Annotated in this window: 13 protein-coding genes; all 13 read left to right on the forward strand. The window is 63.6% G+C overall.

The genetic code is table 11. The features are described from left to right. Positions 1–66: 66 nt before the first annotated feature. The 13 genes from EXZ61_RS07915 to cobN all read left to right on the forward strand — a co-directional run bounded on the left by EXZ61_RS07915 (position 67) and on the right by cobN (position 15,566). Positions 67–1,530, forward strand: a complete 1,464-nt coding sequence (locus EXZ61_RS07915; RefSeq protein ID WP_142810696.1) for a cobyrinic acid a,c-diamide synthase CobB — start codon at positions 67–69, stop codon at positions 1,528–1,530. Beyond that, positions 1,527–2,381, forward strand: coding sequence for an ABC transporter substrate-binding protein (locus EXZ61_RS07920; protein WP_142810698.1), 855 nt, complete (start codon positions 1,527–1,529; stop codon positions 2,379–2,381). The genes EXZ61_RS07915 and EXZ61_RS07920 overlap by 4 nt, the downstream gene beginning before the upstream one ends. After that, entirely contained in the window at positions 2,378–2,962 is a 585-nt protein-coding gene (cobU, locus tag EXZ61_RS07925) for a bifunctional adenosylcobinamide kinase/adenosylcobinamide-phosphate guanylyltransferase (protein ID WP_142810700.1), read from the forward strand. The genes EXZ61_RS07920 and cobU overlap by 4 nt, the downstream gene beginning before the upstream one ends. Before the next feature lie 194 nt (positions 2,963–3,156). Further along, complete coding sequence (locus tag EXZ61_RS07930; protein ID WP_425353622.1) at positions 3,157–4,008, forward strand: ABC transporter substrate-binding protein; 852 nt, start codon at positions 3,157–3,159, stop codon at positions 4,006–4,008. Continuing rightward, positions 4,005–5,093: a FecCD family ABC transporter permease gene (locus EXZ61_RS07935; protein WP_237219123.1), complete on the forward strand. Its 1,089-nt coding sequence runs from the start codon at positions 4,005–4,007 to the stop codon at positions 5,091–5,093. The genes EXZ61_RS07930 and EXZ61_RS07935 overlap by 4 nt, the downstream gene beginning before the upstream one ends. A 14-nt stretch (positions 5,094–5,107) precedes the next feature. Continuing rightward, a complete protein-coding gene (locus EXZ61_RS07940; protein WP_425353623.1) occupies positions 5,108–5,905 on the forward strand; it encodes an ABC transporter ATP-binding protein in 798 nt (265 codons plus the stop codon). Between the two features lie 81 nt (positions 5,906–5,986). Next, on the forward strand, positions 5,987–6,664 hold the full coding sequence (locus EXZ61_RS07945; protein WP_142810703.1) for an energy-coupling factor ABC transporter permease: 678 nt from the start codon (positions 5,987–5,989) through the stop codon (positions 6,662–6,664). A gap of 27 nt (positions 6,665–6,691) precedes the next feature. Beyond that, positions 6,692–7,261 (forward strand): cob(I)yrinic acid a,c-diamide adenosyltransferase, encoded by a 570-nt coding sequence (gene cobO / locus EXZ61_RS07950; protein ID WP_142810705.1) that lies wholly within the window; start codon positions 6,692–6,694, stop codon positions 7,259–7,261. A 15-nt stretch (positions 7,262–7,276) separates the two neighbouring features. Next, positions 7,277–8,140: an ABC transporter ATP-binding protein gene (locus EXZ61_RS07955; protein WP_142810707.1), complete on the forward strand. Its 864-nt coding sequence runs from the start codon at positions 7,277–7,279 to the stop codon at positions 8,138–8,140. Positions 8,141–8,183: 43 nt separating this feature from the next. Continuing rightward, positions 8,184–9,170: an ABC transporter substrate-binding protein gene (locus EXZ61_RS07960; protein ID WP_201799120.1), complete on the forward strand. Its 987-nt coding sequence runs from the start codon at positions 8,184–8,186 to the stop codon at positions 9,168–9,170. Between the two features lie 14 nt (positions 9,171–9,184). Beyond that, positions 9,185–10,228 carry a FecCD family ABC transporter permease gene (locus EXZ61_RS07965; RefSeq protein WP_142810709.1) on the forward strand — a complete coding sequence of 348 codons (1,044 nt, stop codon included), beginning with the start codon at positions 9,185–9,187 and terminating at the stop codon, positions 10,226–10,228. A gap of 52 nt (positions 10,229–10,280) precedes the next feature. Beyond that, entirely contained in the window at positions 10,281–11,327 is a 1,047-nt protein-coding gene (gene cobW / locus EXZ61_RS07970; protein WP_142810712.1) for a cobalamin biosynthesis protein CobW, read from the forward strand. 372 nt (positions 11,328–11,699) lie between these two features. Then, positions 11,700–15,566, forward strand: coding sequence for a cobaltochelatase subunit CobN (gene cobN, locus EXZ61_RS07975; protein ID WP_142810714.1), 3,867 nt, complete (start codon positions 11,700–11,702; stop codon positions 15,564–15,566). The last annotated feature ends 1 nt before the right edge of the window (position 15,567 follow it).

A 15,567-nucleotide genomic window follows, 5' to 3' on the forward strand; every position in this document is an offset into this window, starting at 1 on the left:
AGAACTTTGCGGTGTTGCGTGCATGAATCCCTGGAGGGGCTGTGCGCAAGCTGTCGATGATCGCTTATGAGCCCCCAAACGCTGCCTTGCCCTGCGTTACTGATCACGGCCCCGTCTTCTGGACAGGGTAAGACGACGGTTACGTCTGCTTTGGCACGCCTGCACACCCGTCAGGGCCGCCGCGTGCGGGTGTTCAAGTGCGGGCCGGATTTTCTGGACCCCTACTGGCACCAGCTGGCCAGCGGTGCACCGGTGTATCAGCTGGACCTGTGGATGACCGGCGAGGCCGATTGCCGCCAACGCCTATGGCGCGCCGCGCAAGAGGCAGACCTGATTTTGGTGGAAGGCGTGATGGGGCTTTTTGATGGCGACCCCTGCGCTGCCGATCTGGCTGAGCGCTTTGGTCTTCCGGTCATGGCGGTGATGGACTCTGGCTCCATGGCAGGCACCTTTGGCGCACTGGCTTACGGCCTGCAAACCTTCCGTCCCGGCTTGCGCTGGGCCGGCGCTTTAGCCAATCGTGTCGCCACCGAACGCCACGCGGCCATGCTGCAACGCAGCCTGCGCAGCGACAGCCCGTGGCTGGGCGCCGTGATGCGCAATGCCGCCATGAAGCTGCCTGAGCGCCATCTGGGGCTGACAGTCGCCAGCGAGGTAGCCGATGCGCAAGCGCGCCTAGACGCCGCAGCTGACGCGATAGCGCAGACCCCATTAGGCCAAATGGGCTTGATAGACCTAAAGCAATGGTCCGTGGACTTCCACCCACCAGCGGAAGCGCCCAAAGGCGAGGCGACCAAGGGCTTTGCGCAGGTAAAGGAGGAGCCCGCAAAGCGGGCGGGGGACACGGAGCAAAGCCCTTGGTCGTCTCACCGTCTTGCTGCGAAAGAACCATCGTTGCAAATCGGCTCGAACTTGATAGGCAAAACTATCGCAGTAGCCAGAGACGCCGCCTTCTGCTTCATCTACACCGCCAACCTCGACTGCTTGCGCGAACTGGGGGCGGAGCTGGTCTTTTTCTCGCCGCTTACAGACCACACATTGCCTGCTTGCGATGCGGTGTGGATTCCTGGCGGCTATCCCGAACTGCACGCTGCCACGCTGGCTGCCAATACAAGCATGCGAGATAGCCTTGCCGCCCATGCACAGGCTGGCAAGCCTGTATGGGCCGAGTGCGGCGGCATGATGGTTTTGTTTGACTCGATCTCCACCACGGACGGCGCGCAGCACCGCCTCTGGGGTTTGCTGCCCGGTGAAGTCACCATGCACAAACGCCTGTCCGCGCTAGGCCCACAACAACTGAAGCTCACATCCGGCACCCTGCGGGGCCACACCTTCCACTACTCCACCAGCAGCAGCCCCTTGGTGCCAGTGGCCCGCACCGCGCGCCCCGACCACGACCCCATGCCCGACGCGGGTGAGGCCCTGTGGCAGCGTGGCTCCGTGCGGGCCAGCTACTTCCATGCTTGGTTCCCCTCCTGCCCCCAGGCCGTGGTGGAGTTGTTTTCACCTGCCCCAGAGGTGCGCGCATGACGCTTGATCTCTTGCACTTCGAGTCCGGCCCGCAGCGCATCGTCTGCCTCACAGAAGAGACCACCGAGTGGCTCTACCTCTTGGGTCAAGAGCATCGTATCGTTGGCATCTCGGGCTACACCGTGCGCCCCCGGCGCGCGCGGGACGAAAAGCCCAAGGTCAGCGCCTTTTTGAGCGCCAAGACCGACAAAATCATGGCGCTCAAGCCCGACTGTGTGTTCGGTTTTTCCGACTTGCAGGCCGACATTGCGGCGGATCTGGTCAAACGCGGCGTGCAAGTCACCATCTTCAACCAGCGCAGTGTGGCCGACATTTTTTCCATGCTCTACCAAGTGGCCGCTATGGTCGGCGAGGCAGAGCAGGGCGCCCAGCGCATTGCCGAAATGCAGGCCAGTTTGCGTGCCATGCAGGCCACAGTGGCCGCCAAGGTGGCCGCCGGCGCACGCCGTCCTAACGTGTTTTTTGAAGAGTGGGACGAGCCCCACATCAGCGCGATCCGCTGGGTGTCTGAATTGATGGGCATTGCGGGCGGTGACGATTGCTTTCCTGAGTTGGCGCAAGAGCCCATGGGCAAGCAGCGCATCATTGCCGATGGTGCCACTATCGTGCAGCGCGCACCCGACATCATTCTGGGCTCTTGGTGCGGCAAGAAATTCAGACCCGAGAAAGTGGCTGCCCGCGAAGGCTGGACTGAAGTACCCGCGGTGAGAGACGGGCAGCTGTTTGAAATCAAGTCTGCCGACATTTTGCAACCCGGCCCCGCTGCGCTGACAGACGGCGTGCAGCAGATGCACCGCATCTTTATGCACTGGATGGACAAGGACGTAGCGTCACAAGGAGGTCGAGCATGACCGGCTTCACCATCGCCTGCAGCGAACTGATTTTGGGTGGCCAAAAAAGCGGCAAGTCCCGCCGGGCCGAGTTGCTCGCCCGCCAGTGGCTGGATGCGGCCCCCGGCCACCAAGCTGTGATGCTTGCCACCGCCCAGCCCTGGGATGATGAAATGCGCCAGCGCATTGCACGCCACCAGGCCGACCGGGCCGAGCGCGTGCCCGGCATGCGCACGGTGGAAGAACCCCTTGCGCTGGCTGAGGCGATTCGCCAGCACAGCAATACCCACACCCTGGTGGTGGTGGACTGCCTGACGCTGTGGCTCACCAATTGGCTAATGCCCGCGGAATCTGAGCAAAAAAGTGCTCCTGCGCACATGGATGCTGCGCAGACAGCTTCTCTTTTGATAGCAATTCAAGAGGCTGCTGGCCCCGTGGTGTTGGTGGGCAATGAGATTGGGCTGGGTGTGATCCCCATGGGGCGCGAGGTACGCGCTTTTGTAGACGCTTTGGGTCGATTGAACCAAGACGTGGCGGCGGTGTGCGAGCGCGTGACGCTGATGGCGGCGGGCCTGCCACTGGCTTTGAAGAGCGCTGGCTGATGCTGTTCTTCAACTTCCTTCACCTGCACATGAGCACCTATGCACGTAGAGTGTCTGGGCGATTTGCGCAGGTAAAGGAGGAGCCCGCGCAGCGGGCGGGGGACACGGAGCAAAGCGCTCGGACACTCTACGTGCGTGCGCCACAGATGCCGTCAGCAACCACATGGATGCATCGCCTGCTGGTAGGGCTGACGATGATGTGCCTGCTTCCTCTTTCAGCCCACGCGCTGCAGCTCACCGACGACCGGGGCGGGAGCATCACGCTGCCTGCTGCGCCGCAGCGCATTGTGAGTTTGCTGCCCTCGCTCACCGAGACGGTGTGCGAACTGGGCTACTGCAACCGCCTGGTGGGCGTGGACCGCTACTCCACCTACCCCGCGAGCCTGCAAAAGCTGCCGCAAGTGGGCGGGGGCTTAGACCCGAACATTGAAATGATCGTGGCCCTGCAACCCGATGTGGTGCTCATGGCCAAGTCCTCACGCGCGGGCGAGCGGCTGGAGGCATTGGGCATCAAGGTAGTTGCCCTAGAACCCAAGACGCATGCCGATGTGCAGCGGGTGATGCTCAAAATCGGCCAGCTGCTAGAAGCGCCAGACGCCCAGCGTATCTGGCGTGCGATTGATGCCGGTGTGTCGGCTGCGGCACAGTCGCTGCCCGCTACCTCACGCGGCGCTCGGGTCTACTTTGAGGTAAACGAGGGGCCCTATGCGGCGGGCGAGTCCTCCTTCATTGGCGAAACACTCACCCGCTTGGGCGCTAAAAACATAGTTGCCGCCCAACTGGGCCCGTTCCCCAAACTCAACCCTGAATTCATCGTGCGTGCCAACCCCGATGTGATTCTGATCGGCCAACGCAGTGCAGCTGCCTTGATGGCACGCCCGGGTTGGCAAACCATGCGCGCGGTGCGTGAAAACCGTGTGTGTATCTTCCCGCTAGAGGAGGCCAACGTACTGGTGCGCCCGGGCCCGCGCATGGCTGAGGCCGCCCGCATCATGGCGCAGTGCTTGGCCAGCAAGTCGCCCAAAAGCGCTGGGGGCAAGCCGTGAACAAGCCATTGGTGCTTGTGTGGACACTGGCCGGTGTGCTGGCAGCGTTGGTGCTGCTGGCCGTGGGCGTGTGCGTGGGCAGCACCGGGTTTGAGAACCTGCTCGGCCCCTTGCTGCACCCGGCGCAAGACCCCGTGCAAACTGCCATGGCCCAGCAAATCGTCTGGCAAATCCGCCTGCCGCGCACGGCAGGGGCTTGGGCTGCAGGTGCTTTGCTAGGGCTCGCTGGGGCGGTGGCGCAAGGCTTGTTTCGCAACCCGCTGGCCGACCCCTACTTGCTGGGCAGTGCGTCTGGTGCATCCCTAGGGGTTGCATTGGCGCTCGCGGCATTGGGCGGCGGTGCCGGCATGTTGAGTGGCAGCAGTGCCGGCAGCATGATGAATGGGGGCATGGCACTGAGTGTGTTTTCCAGCAGCGTGTGGGTGCGCATAGGTTTGACCGGGGCCGCCTTTTTGGGCGCGGTGGTGGCGGTGCTGCTGACGCTGCTGCTCTCCAAAGGCGTGGGCCATACCTTGCGCCTGCTTTTGGCCGGCGTGGTGGTGGGCGTGGTGCTGGGCGCCATGACGCATTTGGTGCTGCTCTTCACGCCTGACTCGTTGCAGGCCATGCAGGCCTTTATGTTGGGGTCTACCGCCTTTGTGGGCTGGACCTCATGCTGGCTGATGGCAGGCGTGTGGGCGGTGTGCGTGTTGGCCGCGTGGCTGCTGGCGCGCGTGCTTGACGGGCTGAGCCTGGGTGACGCTACGGCAGTGAGCCTGGGTCTGCCGGTCGCCCCCATGCGCGCGGCGCTGGTGGCGGTGCTGGCGCTGGCCACGGGCACGGCGGTTGCCCAGACGGGGCTGATCGCCTTTGTTGGCTTGGCTGCGCCCCACTTGGTGCGCTCTGTCATCAAGACTACCCACGCGCATTTGATGCTGCTCTCCAGCCTAGTTGGGGGCGTGCTCCTGATGGCGGCCGACACCTTGGCGCGTGGACTGCTGGCCCCGCAAGAGTTGCCCGTGGGCGTGCTCACGGCGGTGTTGGGTGGCGGCTATCTGCTGTGGCTCATGCACCGTGGCACCCGGTCTGGCGGAGGCGCGCTATGACTGGGCTAGACACTATTAAAAACATAGCGATCTGCGCCCATTCCATCAGCGCAAACCTCGGAAATGGCCTTGCTAAGCAGCAGGTGCTGCATGGTGTGTCGCTAGACATTGCCGCCGGGCAGTGGACCAGCATCGTAGGCCCCAATGGCGCAGGCAAGTCCACCTTGTTGCGCTGTTTGGCAGGCGTGTTGCCGCACAGTGGCACGGTGTCGCTGTTCGGCCAGCCGCTGCAGAATTTGCCAAACCGCGAGCGCGCCCGCCAACTGGCCTGGCTGGGCCAAAACGAAGCCTCTGCCGATGACTTGACCGTGTGGGACGTGGCCATGCTTGGCCGCCTGCCGCACCAAGCGTGGCTGGCTCCGCCTAGCAGTGCTGACCATGCTGCGGTAGAGCAGGCCCTGCGCGCAACCCAAGCCTGGGAGTGGCGCAGCCGCCCCCTAGGCCATTTGAGCGGTGGCGAACGCCAACGTGTGCTGCTAGCACGCGCCTTGGCGGTGCAAGCCCAAGTGTTGCTGATGGACGAACCCTTGGCCAACCTAGACCCGCCCCACCAAGCCGACTGGCTGGCCGTAGTGCAAGCGCTGGTGGCGCAGGGCAGCACGGTGGTCAGCGTGCTGCATGAAATCAGCATGGCCCTGCACGCAGACCGCATGGTGGTCATGGCGCAGGGGCGTGTGACCCACCACGGCGCAAGCAATGATGCGTCTACCCATGCCGCAGTGGCCGAAGTGTTTGAGCACCGCATTGCCATCCATGCCCTGGCGGGACAGTGGGTGGCACTGCCGATAATGCGAAGGGAGACAACACGCTGAAACGCCACATAGAAACGCTATTACCCCTTTGCCGAATTTTGTTAGTCATCGGATAGTTATTTTTTACCAAGGAGCAACCTCATGCACATCGAACCCGGACTGGTCGACACCACCAAAATCTTCCTGAGCTACGCCACCGCTACCACGGCCGCCCTGTACGCCACCAAGCTGGCGGTGGATGCGGTTAAGAAAGACGGCCCCTCGGCCTTGATCGCCCGCGCTTTGCTATGCGTGGGCTTGGTGTTTTGCTTCTTTGAACTCATGCCGCACCATCCCGTGGGCGTCTCTGAAGTGCACTTGATCTTGGGCACCACCTTGATGCTGATCTTCGGCGTAGCGCCCGCCGCTATTGGCCTCATGGGCGGCTTGCTGATCCAGAGCCTGTTTTTCGCGCAGCAAGACTTGCCCCAGTACGGCATGAATGTCACCACCTTGCTGGTGCCCTTGTTCGCTACCGCCGCTTTGGCGCGCCGCATCGTGCCTGAGAACGTGGCCTATGTGGACCTGACGTACCAACAAGCCTTCAAGCTGTCGGCAGCCTACCAGGGTGGCATCGTGGCATGGGTGGCTTTTTGGGCCATCTACGGCCGCGGCGTGGGCATGGAAAACATGGGCCAGATCGCGACCTTCGGCGCTGCCTACATGACCGTGGTGTTGGTGGAGCCTCTGGTGGACTTGGGTGTGTTGGCCGCTGCCAAGGCCCTGCGTCGCTTGCAAGGCAGCCCGCTGATCAACCAGCGCGTGTACTCCGCTGCTTAAGCATCTAGCTCGTTAAAGGACTGTTTTGTGGATTTGATCGCCCCCCCTGTAGACCGAGACACGCCACGCCCACAAGGCGAGCGGCGTGGTTTGATATTGGTGCACACCGGCACTGGCAAAGGCAAAAGCACGGCCGCCTTTGGGCTGGCCCTGCGCGCCCATGGCCGGGGCAAGGCGGTCAAGGTCTACCAGTTCATGAAAGTGCCCTCGGCGCGTTTTGGCGAGCACCGCCTGTTCGAGCAGCTGGGCATTCCCATTACGGGCTTGGGTGATGGCTTCACTTGGAAGAGCAAAGACCTGGACCACTCCGCCGAGCTGGCCCAAGCAGGCTGGGAGCAAGCCAAGGCCACGGTGATGGCGGGAGAGCACTTCATGGTGGTGCTGGATGAAATCATGTACCCCCTGCGCTACGGCTGGATTCCGCTAGAGAGCATTCTGTCCTGCCTGCGCGAGCGTCCGCCGCATGTGCATGTGGTGCTGACCGGCCGCAATGCGCCCGCCGAGCTGATCGAGCTGGCCGACACCGTGACCGAGATGACCATGATCAAGCACCACTTCAAAGCCGGTGTGCCCGCACAGCGCGGCATTGAAGACTGATTGCGCTGCCGAGCCATGTTTACCGCCTTGCCCCCCATCCCACTTCCGGCCCAGCCAGAGCTGCAGCTTGACAACGCATCGCTGCTGCGCCAAGGCAAGCGGGTGGTGAACAGCGTGAGCCTGACCGTGCCCTTTGGTGCCCATGTAGCGCTGGTGGGGCCCAACGGTTCGGGCAAAACGACCTTGCTGCAGGTCATGGCGGGCCGCCTGGCACCTAGCCAAGGGCGTGTCTTGATCGGCGGCGTGGACCTTGCCCGTCTGTCAGGTAACCAGCGCGCGCAACAGATAGCGGTTGTGCACCAGCATGAGCAGGTGCACGGCCAACTGCGGGTGCGCGACTATGTGGCTTTGGGGCGCACGCCCCATGCGCAAGTCAGCCACGACGAGAGCGCCGCAGTGGTGAGCCGCGCGGTGCAGCGCTGCCGCCTGCAGCCGCTGCTTGACCGGCCCATGCGCACGCTCTCCGGCGGCGAGCAACAGCGCGCCGCCATTGCACGGGCTTTGGCACAAGAGCCGCGCATTCTTTTGCTCGACGAGCCCACCAACCACCTGGACCTGCGCACCCGCGCCGACATGCTGGACTTGCTCACCGAACTCGGTGTGACGGTGATCGCCGCCTTGCATGAGTTGAGCTTGGTGCAGCGCTTTGCCCACCGGGTGGTCGTGCTGGGCGAGGGCCGTGTGGTGGCCCAGGGCGAGCCATCCCAAGTGCTCACGCAAGAGTTGGTGCACGGCCACTTTGGCATGGATGTTTTTTACTTACCCTTGCCCCACCGTGAGCAAGACATTGCGGTGTTTGAGTCACCCCAAACGGCCAAGGGCGCTGACAGTGTGCCTCGCGCCACCGTGCGCGAGCCAGTGGCCGAAACGCTGGCGTAAGGCGCAAGCCCATTCACCCATCTTTGTTTTTTTGAACCTTGAAATGAAAAGTTACCGTATGCCCTTTTGTGCCAATCAAAAAATGCCCGCCTTGCCCCGTGTGTTAGTGGCCGCCTTGGCGCTGTGCGCCAGCAGCGTGTTTGCACAAACCTTTCCAGTCACCGTGGACAGCTGCGGTGAGAAGCTCACGTTTACTGCTCCACCCAAGGCCGCATTGGTCCATGACATCAACATGACCGAAATGGCGCTGGCGCTGGGCTTGCAAAAAAACATGGTGGGTGTGAGTGGCATCACCGGCTGGTACAAGATGAGCCCTGAGTTCAGGCTGGCCTTGGGCAACATCAAAGAAATTGCGCCCAAGCAACCCACGATGGAAAACATTCTGGCCGCCAACCCCGACTTTTTCTTTGCTGGTTGGAACTACGGTATGAAGGTGGGCGGTGACGTTACCCCCAGCACCTTGCAGAAGTACAAAATCCCCACCCTGGTCTTGAGCGAAAGCTGCATCCATGTGGACAAAAACCGCCCCCGCGCCAGCATGGACTTGCTGTACACCGACTTCATCAAGCTAGGCACTATTTTTGGCAAAGAAGCCACTGCCAAGGCCCAGGTCGCGGAGTGGAAGCAGCGTCTAGCTCGCCTGCCCAAAGCCAGCGGCAAAGAAGCCACGCGCATGTTCTTGTTTGACTCAGGCGAAGACAAGCCCTTTACGGCGGGCAAGTACGCCATCCCCACCGCCATGATGGAGGCCGTGGGCGGCCGCAACATCATGGACGATGTGGAAACCAGCTGGGGCACCGTGGCCTGGGAAGCCGTGGCCGCGCGCAACCCCGAGTTCTTGGTGCTGCTGGACTACCAAAACGATGGCGGTGCCGACAAGCTCCTGCAGTTCTTGCAAAAGCACCCGCTCATGCAGCACACCGATGCCGTGAAGAACAAGCGCTTTGTGGCCCTGCGCTATGAAGAGCTCACCCCCGGCCCCGCCAACATTGGCGCGATCGAGAAGATGGCCAAGGCAGCCGCCCGTTGATCGCAACTTCCGCCATGTCTACCGCTGTGCACCGTTGGCGAGCGCTGGGCCCCGTGTCGCTGCACGTGGCCTTGCTGCTGGCGCTGCTGGCCGTGGTAGGCATGGTCTCGGTGGTGTCAGGGTCTACGCCGGTGCGCTTGGCAGAAGTAGCCCGCAGCTTGGGCCTGTTGTTGTCTGGCGCGGATGACAGCCGCTACACCATGGTCGACCGCATCGTGGTCGACCTGCGCCTGCCGCGCATGGTGCTGGCCATTGTGGTCGGCGGGGGCTTGGCCGTAGTCGGCGCCTTGTTGCAAACAGCCACGCGCAACGACTTATCAGACCCTTATCTTTTTGGCTTGTCCTCGGGCTCGGCAGCGGGTGCCGTGGCCGTCATCACCCTCACCGGCGAAGTGCTGGGGCTGTGGACCCTGCCATTGGCTGCTTTTGTGGGGGGCATGGCATCTGTGGGCGTGGTGTTGCTCTTGCTGCGTCGCTACCGCAGCCACACGCCAGAGCGCATGATTTTGGCGGGCCTGTCGGTCTCGTTTTTGTTCACGGCGCTGACCTATTACTTCACGTTTTTGGGTGACCAACGGGCTGCGCAATCGGTGCTGTTTTGGACCATGGGCGGCCTGGGCTCCGCGCGCTGGGACAACCTATTTGTGCCCTTGGCTGGGCTGCTTGCATTGGCAGTGTTTTGCTGGCGCAATCTGGGCGCGCTAGATGCCATGCTGGGTGGCGAGAACACCGCCCACAGCCTGGGCATTGACCCACAGCGCTTGCGCATCCAGGCCTTTGTGGTGTGTGCCTTTGCCACCGCTTGCTTTGTGGCGGTCTCGGGCGTCATTGGCTTTGTGGGGCTCATGGTGCCGCACCTAGCGCGTGCAGCCGCAGGTGCCTTGCACCGTGGCATGTTGGTCTTGGCCGTGCTGATGGGCGCATTGCTTTTGCTCTTGAGCGACGTGGTGTGCCGCACCGTGCTTGCGCCCCAGGAGCTGCCGGTCGGCATCATCACCGCCAGCGTAGGTGCTTTGTTTGTGATGTACACCTTGCTCAACCAGCCTGACCCAGCCTAGGCCAGCCCTTTTTTGAATTGCTTTACCTCTTTTTGTTTGAAAGCTTGAACCCATGCAAACCCGCAAAATCCCCGCCACCATCGTTACCGGCTTTTTAGGCAGCGGCAAAACCACGCTCTTGCGCAAGCTGCTCACCAACGCCCAAGGCCGCCGCATTGCCGTCATCGTCAACGAGTTTGGCGAGCTGGGCATTGACGGCGAGTTGCTGCGCGGCTGCGGCATCGGCTGTGACGAAAACGGTGAAGAAAATGGCCAGCTGTACGAGTTGGCCAACGGCTGCTTGTGCTGCACCGTGCAAGAGGAGTTTGCCCCGGTCATGGAGCAGCTGGCCGCCCGCCGCGACCAGATCGACTACCTGGTCATCGAGACCTCGGGCTTGGCGCTGCCGAAACCCTTGGTGCAAGCCTTCCAGTGGCCTTCGCTGCGCAACACATTTACCGTGGACTCGGTCATCACCGTGGTGGACGCACCCGCAGTCGCCGCTGGTGACTTTGCGGACGACCCGGTGGCGGTAGATGCCCAGCGCCGCGCGGACGATAACCTCGACCATGACTCGCCCTTGCACGAGCTGTTTGAAGACCAGCTGGCCACGGCCGACCTGGTCATCGTGCACAAGGTAGAAGGTATGGACGCCGCAGCGCTAGAGGCCGTGGAAGCCACTATTCGCCATGAGGCCCCAGCTGGCGTGAAGCTGGTGCGTGCTTCGCATGGTGATGTACCCCTGGACGTGTTGCTGGGGCTGGAGCGTGCGGTGGAAGACGTGATTGACGACCGCAAAACCCACCACGACGAAGAAGAAGACCACGACCACGACGCCTTCGATTCAGTTTCCTTAACCCTTCAAGTCACCGACCGCGCCAAGTTGATTCCGGCCCTCACCGCGCTGGTGCAGCGCCATGAAATTTATCGCGTCAAAGGCTTCGTGTCTTTGCCCGGTGCAGCCATGCGTTTGGTGGTGCAGGGTGTGGGGCAGCGCTTTGACAGCTACTTTGATCGCGCTTGGCGTGCCGATGAAACTCGCGCTACCCGTTTGGTGTTCATTGGGGATCACCTCGATGCCGCTGTGTTGCAGGCTGAAGTGCAGGCTGCTTTGGCATAGCTTGTATGGGCACTGCTTTCGCACAGGGTTGGTGGGCGCAGGCCGACTCCCGCTTTGGGTGGGCACAGGTCGACTCCCGCTTTGGGTGGCGCAGGCCGACGGGGTACTCTGCTCCGCGGCTGTCCTCCGCCCTGCGGGCTCCCCCTTTATGCCGCTGCGCAGAGCACCCCATCGACCTGCGCTGGCGGCGGGCTTGCATGCTAATTGGTGGAGAACCCTCTACGTTGGATGCTGGCGAGGGTGGGGTGGATGGCGCAGCGGAATAAAGGGGGAGCAGTCGGCCCTAGGCCGCTGCGGAGGACATCCGCGGAGCTATTCACCCCGCCCTCACCAGCCCGCCACAACCAACCTCAATACGTGAATTAAACAACTATGCACCTACTCTCCACCCGCCCCGGCGGCCATGTCGAAGACGATGGCAATGGCATCGTGCGCGTGGAGCAAACGCCGGGTGACATCGTGGTGCTCACCGTGGCGGACACTACCTTGTCGCTCTTGGCCGAGGTGGCCAGCAACCTGCCCGCCGATTTTCCGACCGTGCGCCTGGCCAACCTGATGTGGCTGCGCCAGCCCGCGTCCACCGACTTGTACATGGACGATGTACTGCGCCACGCCAAGGCCATCGTCATCGAACACTTGGGTGCCCCCAGCGACTGGGCCTACATCGTCGACCAAGTGTGTGAGTCGGCGAAAGCGCGCGGCCAGTGGCTGGTCATGGTGTCGGGCGAGTGTGTGGAAGACGCGCAGCTGCTGTTGCGCAGCACCGCCGCCAAAGACGACTGCACCCACCTGTGGCGCTGCCTGCGCGAAGGCGGGCGCGACAACGCCAACAACTTCTACCAGCTGATTGCCCATGCCGCCTTTGGCCGTGGCGAGCGGCCTGCGCCTGCGCAGGTGCTGCCCGGTGCGGTGCGCTACGAGCCCTTGACTCAAGTAGCCCCGTGGCGAGAAGGTGCCCCCGTGGCGCTGCTGGTGTTTTACAAAGCCCACTTGCAGGCCGGCAACACCGCCGCGTTTGATGCCATGCTGGCCGCCCTGTCAGAGCAGGGCCTCAACACCATGGCGCTGGCGCTGGACTCGCTCAAAAACCCAGAGAGCATGGCGCTGCTGCAGACCATGGCGCGCGAGCACAAAGTCGATGTGGTGCTCAACGCCACCAGCTTTGCCGTGGGCTCCATCGATGGCAACGACAGCGGTGCCGAGGTACAGCCGGTGCTGCTGGCGGGGGATGCGCCGGTGCTGCAGCTCATCACCGCCGGTTGCTCGCAAGAGCAGTGGCAAGACGACCCGCACGGCCTCACCCCGCGCGACCTCGCCATGCAAATCGTGCTGCCGGAGGTGGATGGCCGCATTGGCACCCGGCCCATCAGCTTCAAAGGCCTGGCCTGGCGCTGCGAGCGCGCCGAGATTGACGTGGTGCGCTACCAGCCTGAGACCGAGCGCATGGCCTATGTGGCCGCTCTCGCCCGCCGATGGTGCGCATTGCGCTATAAAAACAATAGTGAAAAGCGCGTGGCGTTGGTGCTGGCCAACTACCCGAATGACGACTCGCGGCTCGCCAACGGCGTGGGGCTGGACACGCCTGCCTCCACCGTGGTCATCCTGCAAGCCCTGCAAGCCGCAGGTTATGCCACCGGCGATGTGCCGGCGGACAGCGACGCCCTGATGGCTGACCTGACGCGCGGCATCACCAACAACCTGGACGCGAACGACTCCCGCCCTGTGGGGCAGAGCCTCGCCATGGCTGACTATTTGCAAGACTTCCACGCGCTGCCCGCCGAGAGCCAAGCCGCCATCAACGCGCGGTGGGGCCTGCCAGAGCAGGACCCGCTGGTGCGCCATGGCCGCTTCATGATTTCCGGTCAGCGCTACGGCAACGTGTTTGTGGGCAACCAGCCCGCCCGTGGCCGCGACTTGGACCTGGTCGCCACCTACCACGATGCCGATTTGGTGCCCACGCACAACTACCTCGCCTTCTACTTCTGGATGCGCCGCGCCTACGCGGTGGATGCCGTGGTGCATGTGGGCAAGCACGGCAATCTAGAGTGGCTGCCCGGCAAAAGCGTGGCGCTGGGCGCGGCCTGCTGGCCCGACGCCATCCTGGGCCCGCTGCCGCACCTGTACCCCTTTATCGTGAACGACCCGGGCGAGGGCGCGCAGGCCAAGCGCCGCACGCAGGCCGTCATCATCGACCACCTCATGCCCGCGATGACGCGGGCCGAAACCTATGGCCCCCTGCAGCAGCTCGAAGGCCGTATGGACGAGTATTACGAAGCCCTGTCGCTCGACCCGCGCCGCGCCAAGCTGCTGCGCGGCAGCATTCTGGAGCAGGTGCTGGCCGATGGCTTGCACATCGAGCTGGGCTTTACCAAACCTGCCGACGATGCTGAGCGCGAAGCGCTGCTGCGCCGCTTGGACGCTTACCTGTGCGAGATCAAAGAATCCCAAATCCGCGACGGCCTGCACACCTTCGGCCAGTCGCCCGCCGGCCGCCAGCGGGTAGACACGCTGGTGGCGCTGGCCCGCTACCCCGGTGGCTCGGGTGCGGCACAGGCCAGCCTCACGGTGGCGCTGGCGCAAGACCTGGGCCTGACAGACTTTGACGCCCTGAGCCCCGACTGGGCTGCCCCCTGGACCGGCGCGCGCCCCGCCGTGTTGCAAGCCCTGAGCGATGACGCTTGGCGTCACGCCGGCCACACCCGCGAGCGGGTGGAACTGCTGGCCACCCGCGTGGTGCAAGACATGCTGTTCGAGCAAGTTAACTCCGATCGCCCTGAGCTTGTCGAAGGGCTTCGACAGGCTCAGCCCGAACGGGAAGGGTTTCTCACAGAAGGGCCGTCACAGGAACCAGAACGTTGGCCCCACACCTCCCAAGTGCTGCAGCGCCTGCAAACGGTGCTGGCTCCGCGCCTCGATGCCTGTGGCCCCAACGAAATCACCCAGCTGCTGCGCGGGCTCGATGGCCGCTTTATCCCGCCCGGCCCCAGCGGCGCGCCCTCGCGTGGTCGGCCCGATGTACTGCCCACCGGGCGCAACTTTTACTCGGTGGACACGCGCGCCATCCCCACCCAAACCGCCTATGCCATGGGCGCCAAGGGCGCAGACCGCGTGGTCGAGCGCCACCTGCAAGACCATGGCGCTTACCCCACGGCCATGGGCCTCTCCGTGTGGGGCACCAGCACCATGCGCACCGGCGGTGAAGACGTGGCCCAGGCCTTCTCGCTCTTGGGCGTGCGGCCCAAGTGGGCAGCGGGCAGCAACCGCGTGACGGACATTGAAGTCATGCCCATGACCGTGCTGGGCCGTCCGCGCGTGGATGTGACACTGCGTGTCTCCGGCTTCTTCCGCGATGCCTTCCCCAATGTGATTGACTTGTTCGACACCGCCGTGCGCGCCGTGGCTGCCATCTCAATCGAGGACGAGGCGGACGACGTCAACCCCATCCGCGTGCGGGTGCAGGCCGAGGCCGCGCAGGCCCAGGCCGCCGGCCACAGCGATGCGGACGCCGAGCGCGCCTCCACCTGGCGCGTGTTCGGCCCCCGGCCGGGTGGCTATGGCGCGGGCTTGCAAGCATCCATTGCCAGCGGCAACTGGACCGAGCGCTCCGACTTGGCCGAAGCCTATTTGCGAGCCGGTGCCTTTGCCTACGGCCTGGACAGCGACGGCGCTGCCGCCCCCGAAGCCTTTGCCCAGCGCATGGCTGGGTTGGATGCGGTGCTGCACAACCAAGACAACCGCGAGCACGACATCCTCGACTCGGGCGACTACTACCAGTTCATGGGCGGCATGGCTGCGGCGGTGGAGCACCTGAGCGGCAAGACGGCCGCCCTGTACCACGGCGACTTCAGCGTGCCCGGCGCACCGCAAATCCGCAGCTTGGGCGAAGAAGTGGCACGCGTGGTGCGCTCGCGCGCCGTCAACCCCAAGTGGATAGACGGCATCAAGCGCCACGGCTACAAGGGCGCGTTTGAAATGGCGGCCACCGTCGACTTTTTGTTTGCCTTTGACGCCACCACCGGCGTGGTGGCCGACCACCAGTACGCGCTGGTGGCCGACGCCTATGTGCACGACGACGACACCCGCGCATTTCTGCAACAACACAACCCCGGCGCTTTGCGCAGCATCGGCGAGCGCCTGCTGGAAGCCATGCAGCGCGGCCTGTGGGCCGAGCCCGGCGACCACCGCGAACGCATCCAGGACCATGTGCTGGCGCTCGAAAACCAACTAGAAGCTTCCTGAC

The sequence above is a fragment of the Rhodoferax aquaticus genome, assembly GCF_006974105.1.
Lineage (GTDB): Bacteria > Pseudomonadota > Gammaproteobacteria > Burkholderiales > Burkholderiaceae_C > Allorhodoferax > Allorhodoferax aquaticus_A.

Excerpts from the sequence above, each read along its gene's own strand:
- cobU (WP_142810700.1), top strand. The coding sequence starts at position 2,378 with ATGACCGGCTTCACCATCGCCTGCAGCGAACTGATTTTGGGTGGCCAA.
- EXZ61_RS07965 (WP_142810709.1), top strand. The coding sequence starts at position 9,185 with ATGTCTACCGCTGTGCACCGTTGGCGAGCGCTGGGCCCCGTGTCGCTG.
- cobN (WP_142810714.1), top strand. The coding sequence starts at position 11,700 with ATGCACCTACTCTCCACCCGCCCCGGCGGCCATGTCGAAGACGATGGC.
- EXZ61_RS07920 (WP_142810698.1), top strand. The coding sequence starts at position 1,527 with ATGACGCTTGATCTCTTGCACTTCGAGTCCGGCCCGCAGCGCATCGTC.
- EXZ61_RS07915 (WP_142810696.1), top strand. The coding sequence starts at position 67 with ATGAGCCCCCAAACGCTGCCTTGCCCTGCGTTACTGATCACGGCCCCG.
- EXZ61_RS07930 (WP_425353622.1), top strand. The coding sequence starts at position 3,157 with ATGATGTGCCTGCTTCCTCTTTCAGCCCACGCGCTGCAGCTCACCGAC.
- cobW (WP_142810712.1), top strand. The coding sequence starts at position 10,281 with ATGCAAACCCGCAAAATCCCCGCCACCATCGTTACCGGCTTTTTAGGC.
- EXZ61_RS07960 (WP_201799120.1), top strand. The coding sequence starts at position 8,184 with ATGAAAAGTTACCGTATGCCCTTTTGTGCCAATCAAAAAATGCCCGCC.
- EXZ61_RS07945 (WP_142810703.1), top strand. The coding sequence starts at position 5,987 with ATGCACATCGAACCCGGACTGGTCGACACCACCAAAATCTTCCTGAGC.
- EXZ61_RS07955 (WP_142810707.1), top strand. The coding sequence starts at position 7,277 with ATGTTTACCGCCTTGCCCCCCATCCCACTTCCGGCCCAGCCAGAGCTG.